The organism is Cupriavidus sp. 05T41 (assembly GCF_056396525.1).
In genome coordinates, this window is the sequence record NZ_JBFTLQ010000080.1 from 1 (window position 1) to 18,763 (window position 18,763).

The following is an 18,763-nucleotide window of genomic DNA, read 5'->3' on the forward strand; positions in this document are numbered from 1 at the left end:
GGCCAGCGTCGGCGGCGTCTTCAGGTATTCGACGATTTCCACGGGCTCGCCCAGCCGCGCTGCGGCAGCTTCGACCAGCGCCAGCGTCTCGCGCGACTTGGAGCAGCGGGGATTGTGATAGATGGTGATCATGGCGGTCTTCCTAGTCCGATACCCTGCGCACGGACGCGCAAACCCGCACTATACAAGCGGCACGGCGCGACCGCATCCCGCTCAGCCGGCGCCCGCCCGGGCCGGTGCAAGCGCGCGCACGGCCGCCACGGTGGCCCGCAGCCCGGCACGCAGCGGCTTGTCATGGCGCAGCACCAGCGCCAGCGTGCGCGCCAGCGGCGGTGCCAGCGGGCGTACGGCGATGCGTGCGCGCGGCTGCCCGGGCGGCAGGGCCATGCCGGGCAGTACCGAATAACCCAGGCCGGCGCCGACCAGTTCCTTGATGGCCTCCACGCTGTCCAGCTCCATCACCGGACGCGCGCTGATGCCGGCGCGCAGGAACCACTCGTCCACCAGCCGGCGCGTATTGCCGCCGGGCGAGAACAGCACCAGCGGGCGTCCGGCCAGGTCGGCGGGCGCCACGGTGGCCGGCAAGGGCTCGTCGTCGGCAGGGCCGATGGCGACGAAGGGGTCCTGCAGCACCGGCGTGATGTCCAGCGTGCGTCCCGCGGCCGGCAGCGTGACGAAAGCCAGGTCCAGCGCATTGTCTTCCACCGCCTTGAGCGCTTCGCCGGTATTGAGCGTGCTGACCACGATCTCCAGCGCCGGCAGGGTGCGGCGCAGTTCGCGCAGCACCGAGGGCAGCAGGTAGATGCAGGCGGTGGCCCCGGTGCCCAGCCGCACCCGCCCGATCACGCCGCCTGCGTGGCGCGCCATGCTGTCGTCGGCCGCCGCCAGCGCGCCGGCCACGCCACGCGCGTGCGCCAGCAGGTCTTCGCCGGCAGCGGTGGCGACCACGCGGCGCCCCACCCGCTCCAGCAGGCGCAGGCCGTAGCGCTGCTCGAGCTGGCGCACCTGCAGGCTGACCGCCGGCTGGCTCAGGCCGAGGCGCTCGGCGGCGGCCGAGAAACTGCCCAGCTCGCAGACCAGGGCGAACGCTTGCAGGAAATCGGGATTGAGGTGGCGCATGGCAAATAGCGAACGGCGGCGGCAAGCAGGATCGGGCAAGCGGCAAGCGGGCAAGCTGCAAGCGGCGAATGGCAAAGAAATACTTATGCACGGCATAAGTCAGCGAAGCTTCCTTTATAGCATCGCGGCGCGGTAAGGTAGCGGCACTACCTGATCGCCCAGCGTTCCCTCCGGGGTTCGCTCCTGCCCCAGACATTGCCGCCCATGAAGACGCCTCTCGCCACCCTTTCCGCAGCCTCGGCCACGCCGCTGGCCGTGGCCAACGCCACCGCCGCCGTGCAGGGCGGCGCCAGCCCGTCGGTACGCGATGCGACCGCGGCCGACATCCCCGCCATCCAGGCCATCTACGCGCACCACGTGCGCCATGGCCGCGCCTCCTTCGAGGAGGTCGAACCGGGTGTGGACGACATGCGCCTGCGCCACGCCGAGGTCAGGCGCCAGGGCCTGCCCTACCTGGTGGCCGAGCGCGGCGGCCAGGTGCTCGGCTATGCCTATGCCTCGGCCTACCGCACGCGCAGCGCCTACCGCTTTGCCATCGAGGACTCGGTCTATATCGACGAACGCCATCGCGGCCAGGGCCTTGGCCTGGCGTTGCTGGCGGCGCTGGTGTCGCGCTGCGAGAACGGCCCGTGGCGGCAGATGGTGGCGGTGGTGGCCTGCACCGCCAGCGGCGAGGGCGCCGGCTCGCTGGCCCTGCACGAGCGCTTGGGCTTCCGCACCATCGGGCGCTTGCAGGCGGTGGGGTTCAAGCACGGGCAGTGGATCGATACCGTGCTGATGCAGCGCGCGCTGGGCGACGGCGACGAGAGCCTGCCGGCCGGGCACGCCGCCAGGCTGTAGCGCCTGGCGCGCGGCGCCAACGCCGCGAATCATATCGGAGAATAAAAAATGGCCGCTTGAAAGCGGCCAGATTATTTATCCCCTGAATGCCCGGGTTCCGGGCCGGTGCCATACGGCCCCGGAGCACCAGCCCGGAACTCAAGCAACCTTGCTCCGGGCGGCGGCGCCAACGCACCGACGCCCGGATGCCCGCCCGCCGCGAACCCGTTGCAGCGGGCGGCGAGCCGGTTCAGCCCATCAGGTCCGACAGCGCCAGGGCCACCACCTTGGTGGCGCGGTTCAGGTCGTTCAGGCGCAGGTTCTCGTCCGAATTGTGGCCGCGGGCTTCCATCAGCGTGCGCGGGCCGGCGCCGTACAGCACGGTGGGAATGCCGCGTGCGGTGTAGTGGCGCGCATCGGTGTAGAGCGGCACGCCTTGCACGGGGATCTCCACGCCGAACACTTCCTCGGCGCGGCTCTTGAGCGCGTCGATCAGTTTCTCCACGCCCGGCAGCTCGGACAGCGGCTCGGCCAGGATGATGCGCTCGACCTTCGCTTCGATGCCCGGGCGCTGCGCGGCGGCCTTCTCGACCACGGCGCGGATCTCGCCTTCGGCATCGAAGCCGATTTCCTCGGGGATCATGCGGCGGTCGACACGGAAGGTCACCAGGTCAGGCACCACGTTGGTATTGATGCCGCCCTTGATCAGGCCGACGTTCAGCGTGGCGGTATCGATGCCCGGCGTCTTCGACTTGCGTGTGGCCAGTTCGGCGCGCAGGCCGTAGATGGACTGCAGGATATGGGTGGCGGCCTCGATGGCGTCCACGCCGGTATGCGGCATGGCGGCGTGGCCCTGCTTGCCCTTGACCGTCACTTCCACGTGCAGGCAACCGTTGTGGGCCGAGGTGATGCCGTAGGAGAAGCCCGCCGAGATGGCGTAGTCGGGCTTGCTCAGGCCCTGGTCGAGCAGGAACTTGGGACCGATGTCGCCGCCGGTTTCCTCGTCGTAGGTGAACTGCAGCTCGACCGTGCCATTGAGCTTTGCGCCCTGCTTCTCGGCTTCCATCAGCGCCAGCACCGCGTAGGTGTAGGTGGCGAAGTCGGACTTGGACACGGCCACGCCGCGGCCGTACATGACCGGGCCGTGCTCGCTGTCGCCGATCTCGGCGCCGTACGGGTCCTTGGTCCAGCCCAGGCCCGGGGGCACCACGTCGCCGTGCGCGTTCATGGCGATGGTGGGGCCGCCGCTGCCGAAGGTCTTGCGCACGACCAGGTTGGTGGCGCTGATCATGCCGGCGGCCTTGACCAGTTCGTCGGGCACCTTGTGTGCCTCGACCTGGAAGCCCAGCCCTTCGAGCAGGACCTTGGCGCGGCTGCCGTGCGCGTCGCAGTCACCGGGCGGATTGTCGGAGGGCACCTTGACCAGCTCGGCCAGGAAGGACTCCTGCGCGGGGCGCTGCGTGTCGATGTAGGTGGTGAGCGTGGTCTGCAGCGGGCTTACGTTGTCTCGTGCGGTCATATCCTGTCTCGGCGGTTTTCGGTTTTCGGTATAGCGGTATTGCGGGAATGTGGTTGCTGCCGCGCTCTTATCGCTGCGGCGCGGAATGCTTGTCGAAGTGCTCGACGAAATCGGTGAACACCGCGGCCGCGCTGGCGGCATCCCCGGCGGTCATGATCTCGGTGGGGTGGTGGCTGATGCCGCCGTTGCCGCAGCGCACGAACAGCATGGCCACGTCGGCGATGGCGGCGATCGCCATGGCGTCATGGCCGGCGCCGGACGGCAGGTGCCGCACCGGCAGGCCCTGGCGGGCGATGGCATCGGCCCACTGGCGTTGCAGCCACGGCGCGCACGGCACGCTGACGGCCTCGTGGGTCTTGCGGATCTGCACGCGCACGTTGCGGCGCGCGCACACGCGCTCGATCTCGGCCAGCACGTCGTTCACCGCGGCCTGGCGCACGGCGTCCTCGCCGGCGCGGATGTCGATGGAGAACACCGCGCGTCCCGGCACCACGTTGGCGGCGCCGTTGGGTACGTTGAACTGCCCCACGGTGCCGACCAGGCCGGCCATGCCGCCGCAGCGGCGCTCGATGAACAGGCCGATCTCGGCACCGGCCATGGCCGCGTCGCGGCGCATGTCCATGGGCACCGTGCCGGCGTGGCCGGCCAGGCCTTCGAGCTCGATGATGAAGCGCGTGGCGCCCGAGATCGCCGTCACCACGCCCAGTGCCAGCCCATCGTTGAGCAGCACCGGGCCTTGCTCGATATGCACTTCCACGAACGCCAGCACCTTGTCGCGCGGGTGCGCGGCGGCATCCAGCCCGGCGGGGTCGAAGCCGGCCGCGCGCATCACGTCGCGCATGGTCTGGCCAGCGTCGTCCACGTTGTCCAGCACCTTGGTGTCGAAGGTGCCGGCGATGGCGCGGCTGCCCAGCAGCGTGGCCTTGAAGCGCACGCCCTCTTCTTCCGCGAAGCCCACCACCTCGATGGCGAAGGGGAAGCGCTTGCCCTGGCGGTTCCATTCGGCCACGCAGGCGACCGGCAGGATCACGCCGAGGTTGCCGTCGTAGCGGCCGCCGTCGCGCACGGTGTCGAAGTGCGAGCCGGTGAGCAACGCCGGCGCATCCGGGCTGGTGCCCTCGTAGCGGCCGATCACGTTGCCGGCGGCATCGCGGCGCACCGTCATGCCGGCCTCGCGCATCCACGTGGCCAGTTGCGCCGCGGCGCCGTGATGGGCCTCGGTCAGGTAGGTGCGGGTGAGCATGCCGGGCTGCTCGGTGTGGACGGCCAGGTCGTCGGCCCAGGCCATGATGCGCGCGCCGGTATCGGGGGCGGGCGAGAGGGATGCTGCCATGCGTGTCTCCTGCTGGAAGTGCGTGCGCGGATGCGAAGGCGCCGTCTCAAGCAAGCACCGCGCCAGCGCTGCCATGGGGCAGGCCGGGCCGGGGTGCCGGGCGCCGCGACTCTCGTCGAGAGAGCTCTATTCTGTGCGATTCATCTTAGCACAGTGAATTCAAAAATTGCATACAAAAATGATATGCACTATATTGACCGGCACGTTCCAACAATTCGCTGCGGACAATCTGTCCCGGACAGCGAACTGCGTGGATTCCGCTCCAACAGGAGGGCCCATCCGCGAGCGCCGCCGCCTTCACCCGGCGCGGCGCACGGCACGCCAGGCCGGCCGCGCAGCAATGCAGCGCAGCGGCAGCCGGCATTCCTGCAGCCTTTGACAGGTCGCGCCAGCCAGGCATGGACGCGACCGCATGGAGACAACGATGCACCCAGCAGTCCAGCAGGGAGCCGCTTCCGGCCGCCCCCAGTCCGCTCCGCAATCCCCTTTCGCCCGTTTCGTTCGCTCGCTGTTCGGCCAGGTCCTGATCGCCCTGCTGCTCGGCACGCTGCTCGGCCTGTTCTTCCCTGAGTTCGCCGCCAGGCTCAAGCCGCTTGGCGATGCCTTCATCAAGCTGATCAAGATGCTGATCGGCCCCATCGTGTTCTGCGTGGTGGTGGCGGGCATCTGCGGCGCCGGCGAACTGAAGAAGGTAGGCCGGGTCGGCCTCAAGGCGGTGCTCTACTTCGAGGTGGTCACCACCATCGCGCTGGCGCTGGGCATCGCGCTGGCCTACCTGTTCCATCCCGGCACCGGCATGAACGTGAACCCGGCCTCGCTCGACGCCTCGGCGATGGCGGCCTACGTGGACACCGCCGACAAGATCAAGAGCGCCGGCACGGTGGACTTCCTGCTCAAGCTGATTCCCAACACGGTGATGGGAGCCTTCGCCAACGGCGACGTGCTGCAGGTGCTGCTGGTCTCGATCCTGTTCGGCTGCGCGCTGTCGCTGGTGGGCGAGCGCGGCCGCCCGCTGGTGGGCATCATCGATACGTTCTCGCACACGCTGTTCAAGATGATGGGCTTCATCATCAAGCTCGCGCCGCTGGGCGTGCTCGGCGCGGTGGCCTTCACCGTGGGCAAGTACGGCATCGGTTCGCTCAAGCAGCTCGGCTACCTGGTGATGGTGTTCTACGGCGCGGTCGCGCTGTTCGTGCTGGTGGTGCTGGGCACGGTGATGCGCCTGTGCGGCTTCTCCGTGCTCAAGCTGATCCGCTACCTGCGCGCCGAACTGCTGGTGGTGCTGGGCACGGCGTCGTCCGACAGCGTGCTGCCGCAGGTGATGAAGAAGCTGGAGTTCATGGGCATCAAGAAATCGGTGGTCGGCCTGGTGATCCCCACCGGCTATTCCTTCAACCTGGACGCGTTCTCGATCTACCTGACGCTGGCCGCCGTGTTCATCGCCCAGGCCACCAACACGCCGCTGGCCATGGGCGACCTGCTCGGCATCCTGGCGGTGGCGCTGGTCACCTCCAAGGGCGCGCACGGCATTCCCGGCTCCGCCATCGTGATCCTGGCCGCCACGCTGTCGGCGCACCCGGCCATTCCGGCCATCGGCCTGGTGCTGGTGCTGTCGGTCGACTGGTTCATCGGCATCGCCCGGGCGGTGGGCAACCTGGTCGGCAACTGCGTGGCGACCGTGGTCGTGGCGGCCTGGGAAAAGGACATCGACCGCGTGCGCGCGCACGATGTGCTCAACGGCAAGATCGATGCCACCGAGCTCGATGCGGGCCTCGCGCCGGCCCCGCATGAAGCGGGTCCGGCCACCCCCGGGGCAGCCCCGCTGCCCGGCGCGGCCGCAGGGCGCTAGAATCTCGGCATTCCTGATCACGAGAGGCCGCGCCAGCGCGCCACCATGCCCGAGCACATCGACCCTGCCATGACCGCCGAAGCGATCGCCGAAGACATCGTCGCGGCCATCGTTTCGCACCGGCTGCCGCCCGGCACCAAGCTGCGCGAGGAGGCGCTGGCCAGCGTCTACCGCGTCAGCCGCACCAAGGTGCGCGCCGCGCTGCTGATGCTGTCCAAGGACAAGGTCATCCAGATCGTGCCGGACAAGGGCGCCTTCGTGGCCAAGCCCAGCGCCGAGGAGGCGCGCGAAGTGTTCGCGGTACGCCGCATCCTGGAGGCGGCGCTGGCGCGCGAGTTCGTCACGCGCGCGACCGCCGCGGACTACAAGCGCATCGACCGCCATCTGGCCGCCGAGAAAAAGGCGCTGGCCGGCAGCGACGCGCAGGTGCGCACGCGCCTGCTTGGCGACTTCCACATCCTGCTGGCCGAGGTGGTCGGCAACGGCGTGCTGACCGGCATGCTGCAGGAACTGTCGATGCGCAGCGCCGTGATCACCATGCTCTACCAGTCCCGCCGCGATGCCGCCTGCTCCTCCGACGAGCACCGCGAATTCATCGAGGCGGCCCGCGCCGGCGACACCGAGCGCGCGGTGACGCTGATGGTGGAACACCTGAGCCATGTCGAGGCCGCGCTGCATTTCGAGCAGGCGCCGGCCGCGCGCGGCAAGGACCTGGTGACCGCGCTGCTCGCCTGAGCATGGGGGCCGCCCTGGCGCGGCCGCACATCAGCCTTGACCAGGGTCAAGACGCACCGGGCCGCCCTGCCCCATGATGGAACCGTCATGAAGCTGCGGGGGCGCGCTTCATGGCACTAGGTGGTCCGCGAGCGGATCCCCTGCCCGCACGCCGGCCTGGGTGCGGGCTTTTTCTTTTGCGCGGCCGCTTCCGTGCCGCCTGTTTCCTCGTCCTTGCCCTGCGCCGCGCCGGCCCGGCTTGTTGCGCGCCGCGCGTCCGCTTGTTGCTGCGGATGCGCGTGATCGAATCGCGGCATCGGAGTAGGATGTCGGAGGCCCAAGTCAGAGGCCGCTTAAAAGAAGATAAAAGAAGAGCAAAGGCACCCGCCAGGAGACAGACATGAACCGTTCCAGCCATTGCCCGGCCACGCCCGGGCCCGCCGCCATGCGGCCCGGCCCCGCGCTTGCGCGCGCCTGCCGCTGATCCGCCAGCCCGTCCTCCCGGGCCGGGCGCCATCCGATATTCGTCATCCGACCCCAACCGAGGGAGGGAAAGCCATGTCAAACGCATTCAGGGACGGCGTGCTGGCCGGCAAGGTCGTCTTTATCGCCGGCGCCTCGTCCGGCATCAACCTGGGGATCGCCCAGCACTTCGCCCGGGCCGGCGCGCGGCTCGCGCTGATCAGCCGCGATCCCGAACGCATCGCCGCGGCTGCCGCCACCATCAACGAGGCCGGCGGCAGCGCCATCGGCATGGCGGCGGACGTGCGCGACTACGGCGCGGTGGAGGCAGCACTGGCGCGCACGCGCGACGAGCTCGGCCCGATCGACATCGTGATCTCCGGCGCGGCGGGCAACTTCGTCGCGCCCGCGCTGGGCATGTCCGCCAATGGCTTCAAGACCGTGGTCGACATCGACCTGATCGGCACCTTCAATGTGTTCCGCGCGTGCTTCGCCTTCCTCAACGCGCCCGGTGCCTCGCTGATCGCCATCACCGCGCCGCAGGCCGTCAACGCCATGATGTTCCAGGCGCACGTCTGCGCCGCCAAGGCCGGCATCAACATGCTGGTGAAGTGCCTGGCGATGGAGTGGGGACCGGCCGGCGTGCGCGTCAACGGCATTTCTCCCGGCCCCATCGGCGGCACCGAGGGCATGGCGCGCCTGGCGCCCACGCCGGAGATGGAAGCCCGCTTCAAGGCGCGCCTGGCGCTGCGCGACTACGGCGAGAAGGACGACATCGCGGACACCGCGCTGTTCCTGTCCACCACCAATGCACGCTATATCACCGGCACCATCGTCGACTGCGACGGCGGCAGCAAGCTGGGCGATGCCTCGGCCGATGCCCTGCATCCGCCCAAGGCGCCCGGCAAGCCGGCCTGAGCCCGATTTTCTCCAGCCCTGATTGACAAGGATGACAGCATGACTTCTCCAGTGCTTTATCACGCCGCCGAAGGCGTGGCCACCATCACCCTGAACCGCCCCGACGTGCTCAATGCGCTCAACGCCGAACTGATGGCGGAACTGCGCGCCTCGGTGGAACGCGCCGCGCAGGACGCCGCCGTGCGCGCGGTGGTGCTCACCGGCAATGGCCGCGGCTTCTGCGCGGGGGCCGACCTCGCGGGCCGCCAGGGCGAGATGAAGGATTCCGGCACGCTGCTGCGCGAGCGCTACCACCCGATCATCCTGGCGCTGCGCAATATGTCCAAGCCCGTCATCACCTCGGTCAACGGCGTGGCCGCCGGTGCCGGCATGAGCCTGGCGCTGGCCGGCGACGTGGTGCTGGCGGGACGCTCCGCGTCCTTCATGCAGGCCTTCTCCAAGATCGGCCTGGTGCCCGACGCCGGCAGCACCTACTTCCTGCCGCGCTACGCCGGCGAGATGCGTGCCCGCGCGCTGGCCATCCTGGCCGAGAAGATCGATGCCGAGGAAGCGCACCGCATCGGCCTGGTATGGAAGGTCCATGCCGACGACGCCCTGGCCGCCGAGACCGCCAAGCTTGCCGCGCACCTGGCGCAGATGCCCACCTTCGCCTACGGCCTGATCAAGGAAGCGCTCAACGCCAGCATGGACAGCAACCTGCCCGAGCAGCTCGAACGCGAGGCTTCGCTGCAAACGCGTGCGTCGGGCAGCGAGGACTTCAGGGAGGGCGTGGCCGCCTTCCTCGAGAAGCGCAAGCCGGCGTTCAAGGGGCGCTGAGTTTTGCGCCGGCGTCCCGGCGCAAGCCGCCGGCCTCGCCCGATGCGGCGCCGGGCCGGGCCACCGCTCTGCCCTTGCGGGGAGAGGGCGGCCACCCGCCCCGGCGCACCCGAAAGAGTAGTCACCACACAGCAGCACAACGAAACCAGGAGACGCGCATCATGCTTGGCCTCATGCAAGACCGTCCGTTGCTGATTTCTTCCCTGATCGAGTACGCCGCGCAGTACCACCCGCAGCAGGAGATCGTGTCGCGCACGATCGACGGCGGCACGGTGCGCAGCAACTATGCCGAGGTGCATCGGCGCGCACGGCGTGCCGCCAGCGCGCTGGCCGGTCTCGGCGTTGCCCAGGGCGACCGCGTGGGCACGCTGGCGTGGAACACCCACCGGCACCTGGAGCTGTACTTCGGCGTTTCGGGCGCGGGCGTGGTGCTGCACACGGTCAATCCCCGCCTGTTTCCCGAGCAGGTCGAATACATCATCAACCATGCCGAGGACAAGGTCCTGTTCTTCGACACCAGCTTCGCGCCGCTGGTGGCGCAGCTCGCGCCGCGCCTGCCCACCGTCACGCACTACGTGGCGATGGCGGACCGCGCCGGCACCGCCGCGCTCGACCTTGCCGGCAAGCTGCCGAACCTGCTGTGCTACGAGGATCTCCTGGATGCCGGCAGCGAGGACTACGCATGGCCGCAGTTCGACGAGCGCACCGCTTCGTCGCTTTGCTACACCTCGGGTACCACCGGCAATCCGAAAGGCGTGCTGTACTCGCACCGCTCCACCGTGCTGCACAGCCTCAAGGCCTGCGCCGCCGACACCTTCGGGGTGGGCGCGGACAGCACGATCCTGCTGGTGGTGCCGCTGTTCCACGCCAATGCCTGGGGCATGCCATACGCCTGCGCCATGACCGGCGCCAAGATGGTGTTGCCGGCCCAGCACCTTGACGGCGAAAACGTCTATCGCATGCTGCGCGACGAACGCGTGACCTTCTCCACCGCGGTGCCCACCGTGTGGCTGATGCTGTTCCAGTACCTCGACGCGCATCCCGAGATCGACCCGCGCGCGCTCGGGCTCAGGCTCGCCGGGGTGGGCGGCTCGGCGGCGCCGGCGGCCATGATCGAGCGCTTCGAGCAACAGTTCGGCGCGCGCTTCGTGCAGGGCTGGGGCATGACGGAGACCAGCCCCATCGGCGTGATCAGCACGCTGCTGCCCAGGCACGAGGCGCTCGACGCGCAGGCACAGCTGAAGGTCAAGCTCAAGCAGGGACGCGCGCTGTGGGGCGTGGACCTGCGCATCGAGGACGACGAGGGGCGCGCGCTGCCGCACGATGGCGTGGCCTTCGGCCGGCTCAAGGTGCGCGGGCCGTGGATCGCTTCGTCCTACTTCAAGGCAGGGCACAGCGCGCTCGATGCCGACGGCTGGTTCGACACCGGCGACGTGGCCAACATCGACGCCGACGGCTACGTGCAGCTGGTCGACCGCGCCAAGGACGTCATCAAGTCCGGCGGCGAGTGGATCTCTTCCATCGACCTGGAGAACGCCACCATGGGCCATCCCGCCGTGGCGGAGGCTGCCGTGATCGGCGTGCCGCATCCCAAGTGGCAGGAGCGGCCACTGCTGGTCGTGGTGCGCCGGCCCGGCAAGGAAGTCGGCGGCGCCGAGCTGCTCGACTTTCTCGCCGCGCGCGTGGCGAAATGGTGGGTGCCGGACGACGTGGCCTTTGTCGACGCGCTGCCGCACACCGCCACCGGCAAGCTGCTCAAGGTCAGGTTGCGCGAACAATTCAAGGACCATGTCCTGCCCACGGCAGAACGATAACCAGGCACGGAGCAAGACCAGATGAGCAATGACAGCAACGCAGCGGACGGCGCGCAGCGCATCGTCCTCACCATCGACAACGGCGTGGCCGAAGTCAGGCTCAACCGCCCCGACAAGATGAACGCGCTCGACCCCGCCATGTTCGATGCGCTGATCGAGACCGGCGAGCGTCTCATGCGCGAACCGGACCTGCGCGCGGTGGTGCTGTCCGGCGAAGGCCGCGCCTTCTGCGCGGGGCTCGACATGCAGAGCATGTCCGGCCTGGCCAGCGGCGCGAAGAACGATGGCGACATCGCCGCGGGCCGGCTGGCCGCGCGCACCCACGGCATCTCAAACCGGCCGCAGTACGCGTGCATGGTGTGGCGCGAGTTGCCGGTGCCGGTGATTGCCGCGGTGCATGGCGTGGCCTTCGGCGGCGGCCTGCAGGTGGCGCTCGGCGCGGATATCCGCTACCTCGCCGCGGACGCGCGCATGTCGGTGATGGAGATCAAATGGGGCCTGGTGCCCGACATGGCCGGCATGGTGCTGATGCGCGGGCTGGTGCGCCCGGACCGGCTGCGCGAGCTGATCTACAGCGGCCGCATCGTGGGCGCCGAGGAAGCCTGCGCGCTGGGGCTGGCCACCGCGGTGGTGGACGATCCGCGTGCCGTGGCGCTGGCCACCGCGCGCGCGATCGCGGCGCGCAGCCCGGACGCGATCCGCGCGGCCAAGCGGCTGATGCAGGTCGGCGAGGACGGCGACGGCGCGGCTGTGCTGCAAGCGGAATCGGTGGAACAGGATCGCCTGATCGGCGCCGCCAACCAGCGCGAGGCGGTGCTGGCCAATCTGGAAAAGCGCGCGCCGGTGTTCAGGCCGGCCGCGTAGTGCGCGGGGCCGGCCCTATACGTGCCGGCCCGTGCCCCGCTGCCGGTCTTGCCGGCGCCGCCATAGCGCCACGTAGACCGTGAGGTTGAGCAGCAGGACGAGCACGCCCAGCACGAACTGCGTATGGCGCGTGAGGCCGTCCGGATAGATCAGCGGCATGATGTAGTGCTGCACGAAATCCCCGCCGTAGGCCTGCTGCCCGGCTTGCTCGCGCAGCGCGTTCTCCAGCGGCGTGAGCGGGCAGATCCAGCCGCTCCATTCCACCACCACGCCCCATGTGGCCGCCGGCAGGTGCAGCCACGCCAGCCGCGGCCAGCGCAGCACCAGCATGCCGCCGAACATGGTGAAGAGGATGAAGGCCAGATGCACCAGCACCACCGCATCGGCCAGCCATTGCGTCATCATGGCGTGCGCCGCCCGGTCCAGTAGCCCGGCACCGCGAAGGCTGCCTTGAGGTGCTCGATGAAGAAGCGGATCTTGGCCGGCACCGGCCGCTGCTGCGGGTACACCGCCAGGATGTCGTAGTCCGGCAGCGCATACTCGTCCAGCACCGTGATCAGTTCGCCGCTCTCGAGCTGCGGCAGGATCTCCCAGGTGGAACGCCAGCCCAGCCCCAGGCTCTCGCCGGCCCAGCGGTGCAGCAGTTCGCCGTCGTTGCAGTCCAGGTTGCCGTTCACGCGCACCGTCACCGTCTTGCCGTCCTGCTGGAAATACCAGCCGCGCTGCTGGCCGCCCTGCAGGTTGAACGCCAGGCAATTGTGCTTGGCCAGGTCGTCCAGCGTCTGCGGCACGCCGTGGCGCGCGAAGTAGGCCGGCGTGCCGCACACCACGCGCTTGTTGGTGGCGAGCTTGATGGCGACGAAGTTCGGGTCGATGGCGCCGCCGATGCGGATGCCCACGTCATAGCCCTCGCGCACCAGGTCGACCACGCGGTCGGTGAGGTTGAAGGAAATCTGCACGTCCGGGTTCGCGCTCAGGAACGCCGGCGCATGCGGCGCCACATGCTTGCGCCCGAACGCCGCCGGCGCCGACACGATCAGATGCCCCGTCGCCTTGTGCTTGCCCTCGGCAATCAGCATCTCGGCGCGGTCCAGGTCCGCCAGCGCCTTCTTGCACTGTTCCATGAACGCCGCGCCCTGCTCGGTCACCACGATGCGGCGCGTCGAGCGGTGCAGCAGCTTCACGCCGATGCGCGCCTCCAGCGCATTGATGCGCCGCCCGATCATCACTGGCGTCACGTCCTGCGTGAGCGCCGCCGCCGCCATGCTGCCGTGCTCCACCACGGCGATGAAGGCTTCGATCTGCTTGAGTTTATCCATGCTCTTGTGTCTCCTGCCCGCCATTGTGGCGCATTTGGCGGCAACCACGCATGCGCGGCGGACCGTGCCAGCGATCTGGCGGTGCGCAGGGCGGCCCGCGCCGCGTACCCGCCGCTGCGCGATTCAGCGCGCCCGCCCGGCCGGCCGCCCGCGCGGCATCGCCTGCGCCCGGTGCCGCACCTCCTTGCTGAATTCCGCGCACGCGTGGGTCATCAGGTCCTCCGAGCGGTACACCAGGAACACGCGGAAGTCCGGCAGTTCGTCGCTGACCGGCAGGCGCACCAGCGAGGCGGGGTCGAGCCGCAGCGGGCCGGTGCCGTCGAAGACGAAGTCGGACCACATGCTGATCAGGTCGGTGCGCGTGGCGAGTTGCAGGCCGAGCAGGTTCGAAGCGCTTTGCACCACGCGCTTGGGCATGTCGAAGCGGTGCAGGCGCATCAGGCTGGCCAGCGGGCTGCCGGGGTCGTCGAGCGGGTCGAGCACGAGCCAGTCGGCATCGAGCAGGGGCCGCAGCCGGCGTACCCGCCGCAGCGGGTGCCCGGCGCGCACGGCCAGCGACATGCCGGTGGAGAACAGCGGTTCCCACTGGAAGGCGCCGGTGCCGGGGCCGCTGTTGGTGGAGATCAGGCCGAGGTCGAGGCGCCCTTCGCGCAGGCCTTCGAGAATCTGCTGCGGGCGCATCTCGAAGCCGCGCAGCGCCACATTGGGAAAGCGCTGGCGAAAGGCTGCCATCGCGTCCGGCAAGGGGCCGCTGGAGGCCACCGCGGTCAGGCCGATATTGAGCTGGGCGTCGGCATGGCCGCGGATGGCTTCGATGTCCTCGAGCGCGTGGCGCAGCTCCTGCTCGACCAGGCTGGCGCGCTTGACCAGCGCCACGCCGTAGGCGGTGAGGCTGACGCCGCGCACCGAGCGCGACATCAGCGTGACGCCGAGTTCGCGCTCGAGTTCGGCGATGGCCTTGGACAGCGCCGGCTGCGACACATGCAGGCTGCGCGAGGCTTCGTGGATGCTGCCGTGCTGGGCCACCGCCAGCAGGATGCGCAGCTGCTGCAGTTTCATCGTGTCGTTTCCTCGTCCTGTGATTTTGCCCGCCGTGGTGCGCCGTGCCCTGCCGGAGTGAAGCGGCGACGCTTGCTGCACGCGCCCGGCAAGCCGGCCGGGCGCCCGCGAAGCCGCTTGCCGCCGGGCTTCTCGGTAGTTGCCCCGATAGCGGGCGGGTAACGGTTATGACGGCGATTCCATTTGGTTATCGGGATGAAAATATATGATTTTCGGCCTGCCGTGTTTGCCTGAATACTCCATCGCCAGGGAATCTTCCTCCCTACGCTGGACGCAGGCTCCGCCGGCCTCCACGCCCATAACCAGTTCGTGGAGATCCGACATGAACGATGCCACCCTGCCCGCCGCCCCCGCGCTGGCGCCTTCCCATGCCGCGGCGGCCAGCCCGGCGCGCCAGAGCCAGTTCCGCCTGATTGCCGCGTGCTCGATGGGCAATGCGCTGGAAATGTACGACTTCACCGTCTACAGCTTCTTCGCCATCCTGATCGGCAAGCTGTTCTTCCCGTCCGACAGCGCCTACGGCTCGCTGCTGCTGGCGGTGGCCACGTTCGGCATCGGCTTCGTGATGCGCCCGCTGGGCGGCCTCGTGATCGGCAACTACGCCGACCGCCATGGCCGCAAGGCCGCCATGACGCTGACCATCGGCATGATGGTGGCGGGCACGCTGTGCCTGGCGGTGGCGCCGACGTATGCGTTCGCTGGCGTGCTCGGCCCGCTGATGATCGTGGCCGGCCGGCTGCTGCAAGGCTTCTCGCTCGGCGGCGAGATCGGTGCTTCCACCTCCATGCTGATGGAGGCCGGCGGGGTCAGGGGCCGGGGCTTTCGCATCAGCTGGCAACTCGGCAGCCAGGGCATCGCGGCGCTGCTGGGCGCGCTCACGGCAGCCGTCCTGTACGCGGCGCTGCCGCCGGACGCGCTGGAGAGCTGGGGCTGGCGCCTGCCCTTCGTGCTGGGCCTGCTGATCGCGCCGGTGGGGCTGTACATCCGTTCGCACCTGGACGAGACCCATGTCGCCGAAGCCCATGCGCCCAGCCCGCTCGGCACGCTGTTCCGCGAGCACGGCGGCACAGTCGCGAAAGGCATCCTGACCATCATCGGCGGCACCGTCGGCACCTACCTGGTGGTGTATTTCATGCCGACCTACATGATCCGCGAACTGCATCTGCCGGCCTCGCTGTCGCTGCTGTCCGGCTGCGTCACGGGTCTGGTCTGCCTGCTGGCCTCGCTCTTGTCCGGCTGGCTGGCCGACCGCCTGGAGCGCCGCAAGCCGCTGGTGCTGAGCGCCATGACGTTTACGCTTGTCGCGCTCTACCCCGCCTTCTGGCTGATGACCCACTACCCGAGCGTGCCGCTGGTGCTGAGCCTGTCGGCGCTGCTGACCGCGAGCCTCTACCTGGGCTCCACGCCGATGCTGCTGGTGCTGATGGAGATCCTGCCGGCGCGGGTGCGCGCCAGCGGCCTGTCGGTGATCTACGCGGTGGGTGTGACGGTGTTCGGCGGCTCCTGCCAGTTCGTCGTCACCTGGCTGCTGGCGCGCACCGGCAACCTGATGGCGCCGGCCTTCTACATGATGGCCTGCGGCGCGGTGACCATCCTCGCGGTGCTGAGCATCCGCGAGACGAAATCCGCGTGAACCCCCTCTTCTCCCCCGCCCTGCCATTGCCGCAAAGGAATCCGACATGACCCGCGAACCGACCCTGACCCCGTTCCAGCTGCTGCCGCACCTGTTGCCGCAGATCCAGATCGATGCCGAAACGTTTATCGGCATCCGCCGCCAGATCCACGCGCAGCCGGAGCTCGGCTTCGAAGTGGGCGCCACCAGCAGGCTGGTGGCCACGCTGCTGCAGAGCTGGGGCTACGAGGTGCATGCCGGCATCGGCAAGAGCGGCGTGGTGGGGCAGCTCAGGCTCGGCAGCGGCAAGCGCCGGCTCGGCATCCGCGCCGACATGGATGCGCTGCCGATCGTCGAGGCCACCGGCCTGCCCTACGCCAGCCAGAACCACGGCAAGATGCACGCCTGCGGCCACGACGGCCATACCGCCATCCTGCTGGCCGCCGCCAAGGCGCTGGCCGACAGCCGCGATTTCGACGGCACGCTCAATCTGATCTTCCAGCCCGACGAAGAAAACCTGTGCGGCGCCCGCGCGATGATCGAGGACGGCCTGTTCGAACGCTTCCCGTGCGACGCGGTGTATGCCCTGCACAATATGCCGGGCGTGCCGGCCGGCACCTTCCGCGTGCTGCCCGGCCCGGTGAGCCTGTCGTCCGACGTGGCAGACGTGACCATCAAGGGCGTGGGCGGGCACGGCGCCATGCCGCACCGCGCGCGCGATCCGATCGCCGCGGCGGCGGCCGTCATCACGGCATTGCAGACGGTGGTGGCGCGCAATGTGGCGCCGGACGATACCGCGGTGCTGTCGGTGGGCTTCATCCGCGGCGGCGCCACCCACAACGTGATTCCGGAATCGGTGACGCTGGGCCTGAACGTGCGTGCCGCGCGCCCCGAGACGCGCGCGCTGGTGGAGCAGCGCATCCGCGAGATCGTCAGCCTGACCGCGCAGGCGCACGGCGCCGAGGCACACATCGACTACCGCCAGCTGACGCCACCGATGGTCAACACCGAAGCCGAGACGCGTATCGCGCAGCAGGTCTGCACTGCGCTGGTCGGCGCCGACAAGGTCGTGACGCAGGCGCCCAAGGGCCTGAACGGCAGCGAGGACTTTGCCTGGATGCTCAACGCGGTGCCGGGCTGCTACCTGATCCTGGGCAACGGCGAAGGCGAGTTCGGCGGCTGCATGGTGCACAACCCCGGCTACGACTTCAACGACCAGGTGCTGCCACTGGGCGCGGCCTGCTGGGTCCAGCTCGCCAGGACCTATCTGGTGGCATGATCCAGCGCATGCGGGCGCGTGGCGAAACTGGCCGGCGGCACCGGCGCCGGTGAGGGCACGGCGGGCCGCCTGCCCGCTGCAACGGGTTCGCCCTGTACGGCCTGCGATGCGGCTTCCGATGCGGCTTCCGATGTGGCCTCCGGCGCTGCTTCCGATGCGGCCTCGCGTATCGCTTCCGGTGCCGCATCCCGCGTCACGTCCGGCGCCTCGACCACTACCGTTGCCGGCGCCGCTGCCGCGCGCAGCGCACCGGCGGCGGCCGGCGGCAGCGGGCGCGCGAGCTGCGCGCTGATCTCGGCCGCTTCCGCCATCACATAGGCCAGCCGCCGCAGCGGCCGGGCTACCTGCAGTTGCAGGAACACCACGAGCGCGGCGCCCGCCACGAAAGCCACGCCGTACAGCGACAGCAGCGGCACCAGGCTCGCGCCGTTGCGCGGCAGCTCCAGCAGGCCGGTGACCAGCATCAGCGCCAGCGGGCTCACCGCGATCAGCAGGCCCGCGACCTTCGCCATGCCTTCCCACATCCGCAGATGCAGCTCGACCCGGCGCCCGCGCGCGCGCAGCGCCTGGGCCGGAATGCGCGCCAGCGAGCGCAGCAGCGCGCTTTCCGCATCGTCGTGGCGGTCGATCTGCGCGGCCAGCGGCCCGAGCGGATCGCGCAGCCTGCGCGCAAGCGCCGGCACATGGCTGAGCACCAGCCCGCCCAGCCCGGCCGCGCTGCCGGCCAGCAGGCAGTAGAGCAGCCGCGGCAGCCACGGCGCGGGCGCTTGCCGGTACTGGACCTTGGCGAACATCACCGCGCCGGCGACCAGCAGCGCGGCCACCGAGCAGCCCCAGAACAAGCCCAGCAGGCCGCGCTGCCACTGTGCCAGGCTCGCGCCGGCAGCAGGCGGCGTGGCGGCCGCGGGCAGGGAGGGCGGCTTGCGCCTGAGCGCGTCAAGCAGTTCGCGGGTAGGGGGGAGCCTGTTCAGCATGGCAATTCGGTTGGCGATGGATCATTTCCGCGCAATGCGCCGGTTCCTGGCGCGCGCCCGCACATTGTCCCCATTTGACGCGCAAGTAGCGATGCGCGACTGCAAGCCGCCGGCCTTTTCCTGCAAATTCGCACGTACCGTTGTCGTCACACAACGTGCGGTAATCCGGCCGCCACGCAGCGGTGGGTACGCCGTCTCCCGGTGCAATTCCATACCGACAGTATCGAATCAACTGATCCCGCTTCCCTTTATCCCGCCCCGCCTGCGGGAATAGCATGGGCTCCAACAGCGAT

Annotated in this window: 16 protein-coding genes and 1 pseudogene; 9 read left to right on the forward strand and 8 right to left on the reverse strand. The window is 69.5% G+C overall.

Going from position 1 to position 18,763, the window contains the following annotated elements; genetic code table 11:
• Both AC1DKV_RS32450 and AC1DKV_RS32455 read right to left on the reverse strand, forming a co-directional pair.
• Positions 1–132: pseudogene (locus tag AC1DKV_RS32450) on the reverse strand (arsenate reductase (glutaredoxin)); the annotation flags it as partial.
• A gap of 81 nt (positions 133–213) precedes the next feature.
• Positions 214–1,119, reverse strand: a complete 906-nt coding sequence (locus AC1DKV_RS32455) for a LysR family transcriptional regulator (protein WP_441612967.1) — start codon at positions 1,117–1,119, stop codon at positions 214–216.
• 204 nt (positions 1,120–1,323) lie between these two features.
• On the opposite strand from AC1DKV_RS32455, the gene AC1DKV_RS32460 reads away from it, so the two are divergent.
• Positions 1,324–1,959 (forward strand): GNAT family N-acetyltransferase, encoded by a 636-nt coding sequence (locus AC1DKV_RS32460; protein ID WP_441612966.1) that lies wholly within the window; start codon positions 1,324–1,326, stop codon positions 1,957–1,959.
• A 229-nt stretch (positions 1,960–2,188) separates the two neighbouring features.
• Here AC1DKV_RS32460 and AC1DKV_RS32465 read toward each other — a convergent pair whose 3' ends face one another.
• Together AC1DKV_RS32465 and AC1DKV_RS32470 are read right to left on the reverse strand one after the other, a co-directional pair.
• Positions 2,189–3,457, reverse strand: coding sequence for a M20/M25/M40 family metallo-hydrolase (locus AC1DKV_RS32465; protein ID WP_441612965.1), 1,269 nt, complete (start codon positions 3,455–3,457; stop codon positions 2,189–2,191).
• A 67-nt stretch (positions 3,458–3,524) separates the two neighbouring features.
• Positions 3,525–4,790 (reverse strand): allantoate amidohydrolase, encoded by a 1,266-nt coding sequence (locus AC1DKV_RS32470; protein ID WP_441612964.1) that lies wholly within the window; start codon positions 4,788–4,790, stop codon positions 3,525–3,527.
• Positions 4,791–5,214: 424 nt separating this feature from the next.
• Between AC1DKV_RS32470 and AC1DKV_RS32475 the strand changes: the two genes are divergently transcribed.
• The 6 genes from AC1DKV_RS32475 (at position 5,215) to AC1DKV_RS32500 (ending at position 12,227) form a co-directional block, all read left to right on the forward strand.
• Positions 5,215–6,639: a C4-dicarboxylate transporter DctA gene (locus AC1DKV_RS32475; RefSeq protein WP_441612963.1), complete on the forward strand. Its 1,425-nt coding sequence runs from the start codon at positions 5,215–5,217 to the stop codon at positions 6,637–6,639.
• A 45-nt stretch (positions 6,640–6,684) separates the two neighbouring features.
• Positions 6,685–7,374, forward strand: coding sequence for a GntR family transcriptional regulator (locus AC1DKV_RS32480; RefSeq protein WP_441612962.1), 690 nt, complete (start codon positions 6,685–6,687; stop codon positions 7,372–7,374).
• 537 nt (positions 7,375–7,911) lie between these two features.
• On the forward strand, positions 7,912–8,733 hold the full coding sequence (locus tag AC1DKV_RS32485; protein WP_441612961.1) for an SDR family oxidoreductase: 822 nt from the start codon (positions 7,912–7,914) through the stop codon (positions 8,731–8,733).
• Positions 8,734–8,772: 39 nt separating this feature from the next.
• A complete protein-coding gene (locus tag AC1DKV_RS32490) occupies positions 8,773–9,549 on the forward strand; it encodes an enoyl-CoA hydratase-related protein (RefSeq protein WP_441612960.1) in 777 nt (258 codons plus the stop codon).
• 161 nt (positions 9,550–9,710) lie between these two features.
• Complete coding sequence (locus AC1DKV_RS32495) at positions 9,711–11,363, forward strand: long-chain-fatty-acid--CoA ligase (RefSeq protein ID WP_441643315.1); 1,653 nt, start codon at positions 9,711–9,713, stop codon at positions 11,361–11,363.
• 21 nt (positions 11,364–11,384) lie between these two features.
• Positions 11,385–12,227, forward strand: coding sequence for a crotonase/enoyl-CoA hydratase family protein (locus AC1DKV_RS32500; RefSeq protein ID WP_441643314.1), 843 nt, complete (start codon positions 11,385–11,387; stop codon positions 12,225–12,227).
• 15 nt (positions 12,228–12,242) lie between these two features.
• Here the strand turns inward: AC1DKV_RS32500 and AC1DKV_RS32505 are convergent, their stop codons facing one another.
• From AC1DKV_RS32505 to AC1DKV_RS32515, 3 genes are all read right to left on the reverse strand, one after another.
• Entirely contained in the window at positions 12,243–12,632 is a 390-nt protein-coding gene (locus tag AC1DKV_RS32505; RefSeq protein WP_441612957.1) for a DUF2784 domain-containing protein, read from the reverse strand.
• Positions 12,629–13,546 carry a LysR family transcriptional regulator gene (locus AC1DKV_RS32510; RefSeq protein ID WP_441612956.1) on the reverse strand — a complete coding sequence of 306 codons (918 nt, stop codon included), beginning with the start codon at positions 13,544–13,546 and terminating at the stop codon, positions 12,629–12,631. The genes AC1DKV_RS32505 and AC1DKV_RS32510 overlap by 4 nt, the downstream gene beginning before the upstream one ends.
• A 123-nt stretch (positions 13,547–13,669) precedes the next feature.
• Entirely contained in the window at positions 13,670–14,605 is a 936-nt protein-coding gene (locus AC1DKV_RS32515) for a LysR family transcriptional regulator (RefSeq protein WP_441612955.1), read from the reverse strand.
• 322 nt (positions 14,606–14,927) lie between these two features.
• On the opposite strand from AC1DKV_RS32515, the gene AC1DKV_RS32520 reads away from it, so the two are divergent.
• Entirely contained in the window at positions 14,928–16,238 is a 1,311-nt protein-coding gene (locus AC1DKV_RS32520) for an MFS transporter (RefSeq protein ID WP_441643313.1), read from the forward strand.
• A 46-nt stretch (positions 16,239–16,284) separates the two neighbouring features.
• The gene (locus AC1DKV_RS32525; RefSeq protein WP_441612952.1) at positions 16,285–17,496 is read left to right on the forward strand and encodes a M20 aminoacylase family protein; all 1,212 of its coding nucleotides are present in this window, start codon (positions 16,285–16,287) and stop codon (positions 17,494–17,496) included.
• Here the strand turns inward: AC1DKV_RS32525 and AC1DKV_RS32530 are convergent.
• Positions 17,481–18,470 (reverse strand): hypothetical protein, encoded by a 990-nt coding sequence (locus AC1DKV_RS32530; RefSeq protein ID WP_441612951.1) that lies wholly within the window; start codon positions 18,468–18,470, stop codon positions 17,481–17,483. The genes AC1DKV_RS32525 and AC1DKV_RS32530 overlap by 16 nt on opposite strands.
• Positions 18,471–18,763: the final 293 nt, after the last annotated feature.

Excerpts from the sequence above, each read along its gene's own strand:
- AC1DKV_RS32455 (WP_441612967.1), bottom strand. The coding sequence starts at position 1,119 with ATGCGCCACCTCAATCCCGATTTCCTGCAAGCGTTCGCCCTGGTCTGC.
- AC1DKV_RS32460 (WP_441612966.1), top strand. The coding sequence starts at position 1,324 with ATGAAGACGCCTCTCGCCACCCTTTCCGCAGCCTCGGCCACGCCGCTG.
- AC1DKV_RS32465 (WP_441612965.1), bottom strand. The coding sequence starts at position 3,457 with ATGACCGCACGAGACAACGTAAGCCCGCTGCAGACCACGCTCACCACC.
- AC1DKV_RS32470 (WP_441612964.1), bottom strand. The coding sequence starts at position 4,790 with ATGGCAGCATCCCTCTCGCCCGCCCCCGATACCGGCGCGCGCATCATG.
- AC1DKV_RS32475 (WP_441612963.1), top strand. The coding sequence starts at position 5,215 with ATGCACCCAGCAGTCCAGCAGGGAGCCGCTTCCGGCCGCCCCCAGTCC.
- AC1DKV_RS32480 (WP_441612962.1), top strand. The coding sequence starts at position 6,685 with ATGCCCGAGCACATCGACCCTGCCATGACCGCCGAAGCGATCGCCGAA.
- AC1DKV_RS32485 (WP_441612961.1), top strand. The coding sequence starts at position 7,912 with ATGTCAAACGCATTCAGGGACGGCGTGCTGGCCGGCAAGGTCGTCTTT.
- AC1DKV_RS32490 (WP_441612960.1), top strand. The coding sequence starts at position 8,773 with ATGACTTCTCCAGTGCTTTATCACGCCGCCGAAGGCGTGGCCACCATC.
- AC1DKV_RS32495 (WP_441643315.1), top strand. The coding sequence starts at position 9,711 with ATGCTTGGCCTCATGCAAGACCGTCCGTTGCTGATTTCTTCCCTGATC.
- AC1DKV_RS32500 (WP_441643314.1), top strand. The coding sequence starts at position 11,385 with ATGAGCAATGACAGCAACGCAGCGGACGGCGCGCAGCGCATCGTCCTC.
- AC1DKV_RS32505 (WP_441612957.1), bottom strand. The coding sequence starts at position 12,632 with ATGATGACGCAATGGCTGGCCGATGCGGTGGTGCTGGTGCATCTGGCC.
- AC1DKV_RS32510 (WP_441612956.1), bottom strand. The coding sequence starts at position 13,546 with ATGGATAAACTCAAGCAGATCGAAGCCTTCATCGCCGTGGTGGAGCAC.
- AC1DKV_RS32515 (WP_441612955.1), bottom strand. The coding sequence starts at position 14,605 with ATGAAACTGCAGCAGCTGCGCATCCTGCTGGCGGTGGCCCAGCACGGC.
- AC1DKV_RS32520 (WP_441643313.1), top strand. The coding sequence starts at position 14,928 with ATGAACGATGCCACCCTGCCCGCCGCCCCCGCGCTGGCGCCTTCCCAT.
- AC1DKV_RS32525 (WP_441612952.1), top strand. The coding sequence starts at position 16,285 with ATGACCCGCGAACCGACCCTGACCCCGTTCCAGCTGCTGCCGCACCTG.
- AC1DKV_RS32530 (WP_441612951.1), bottom strand. The coding sequence starts at position 18,470 with ATGCTGAACAGGCTCCCCCCTACCCGCGAACTGCTTGACGCGCTCAGG.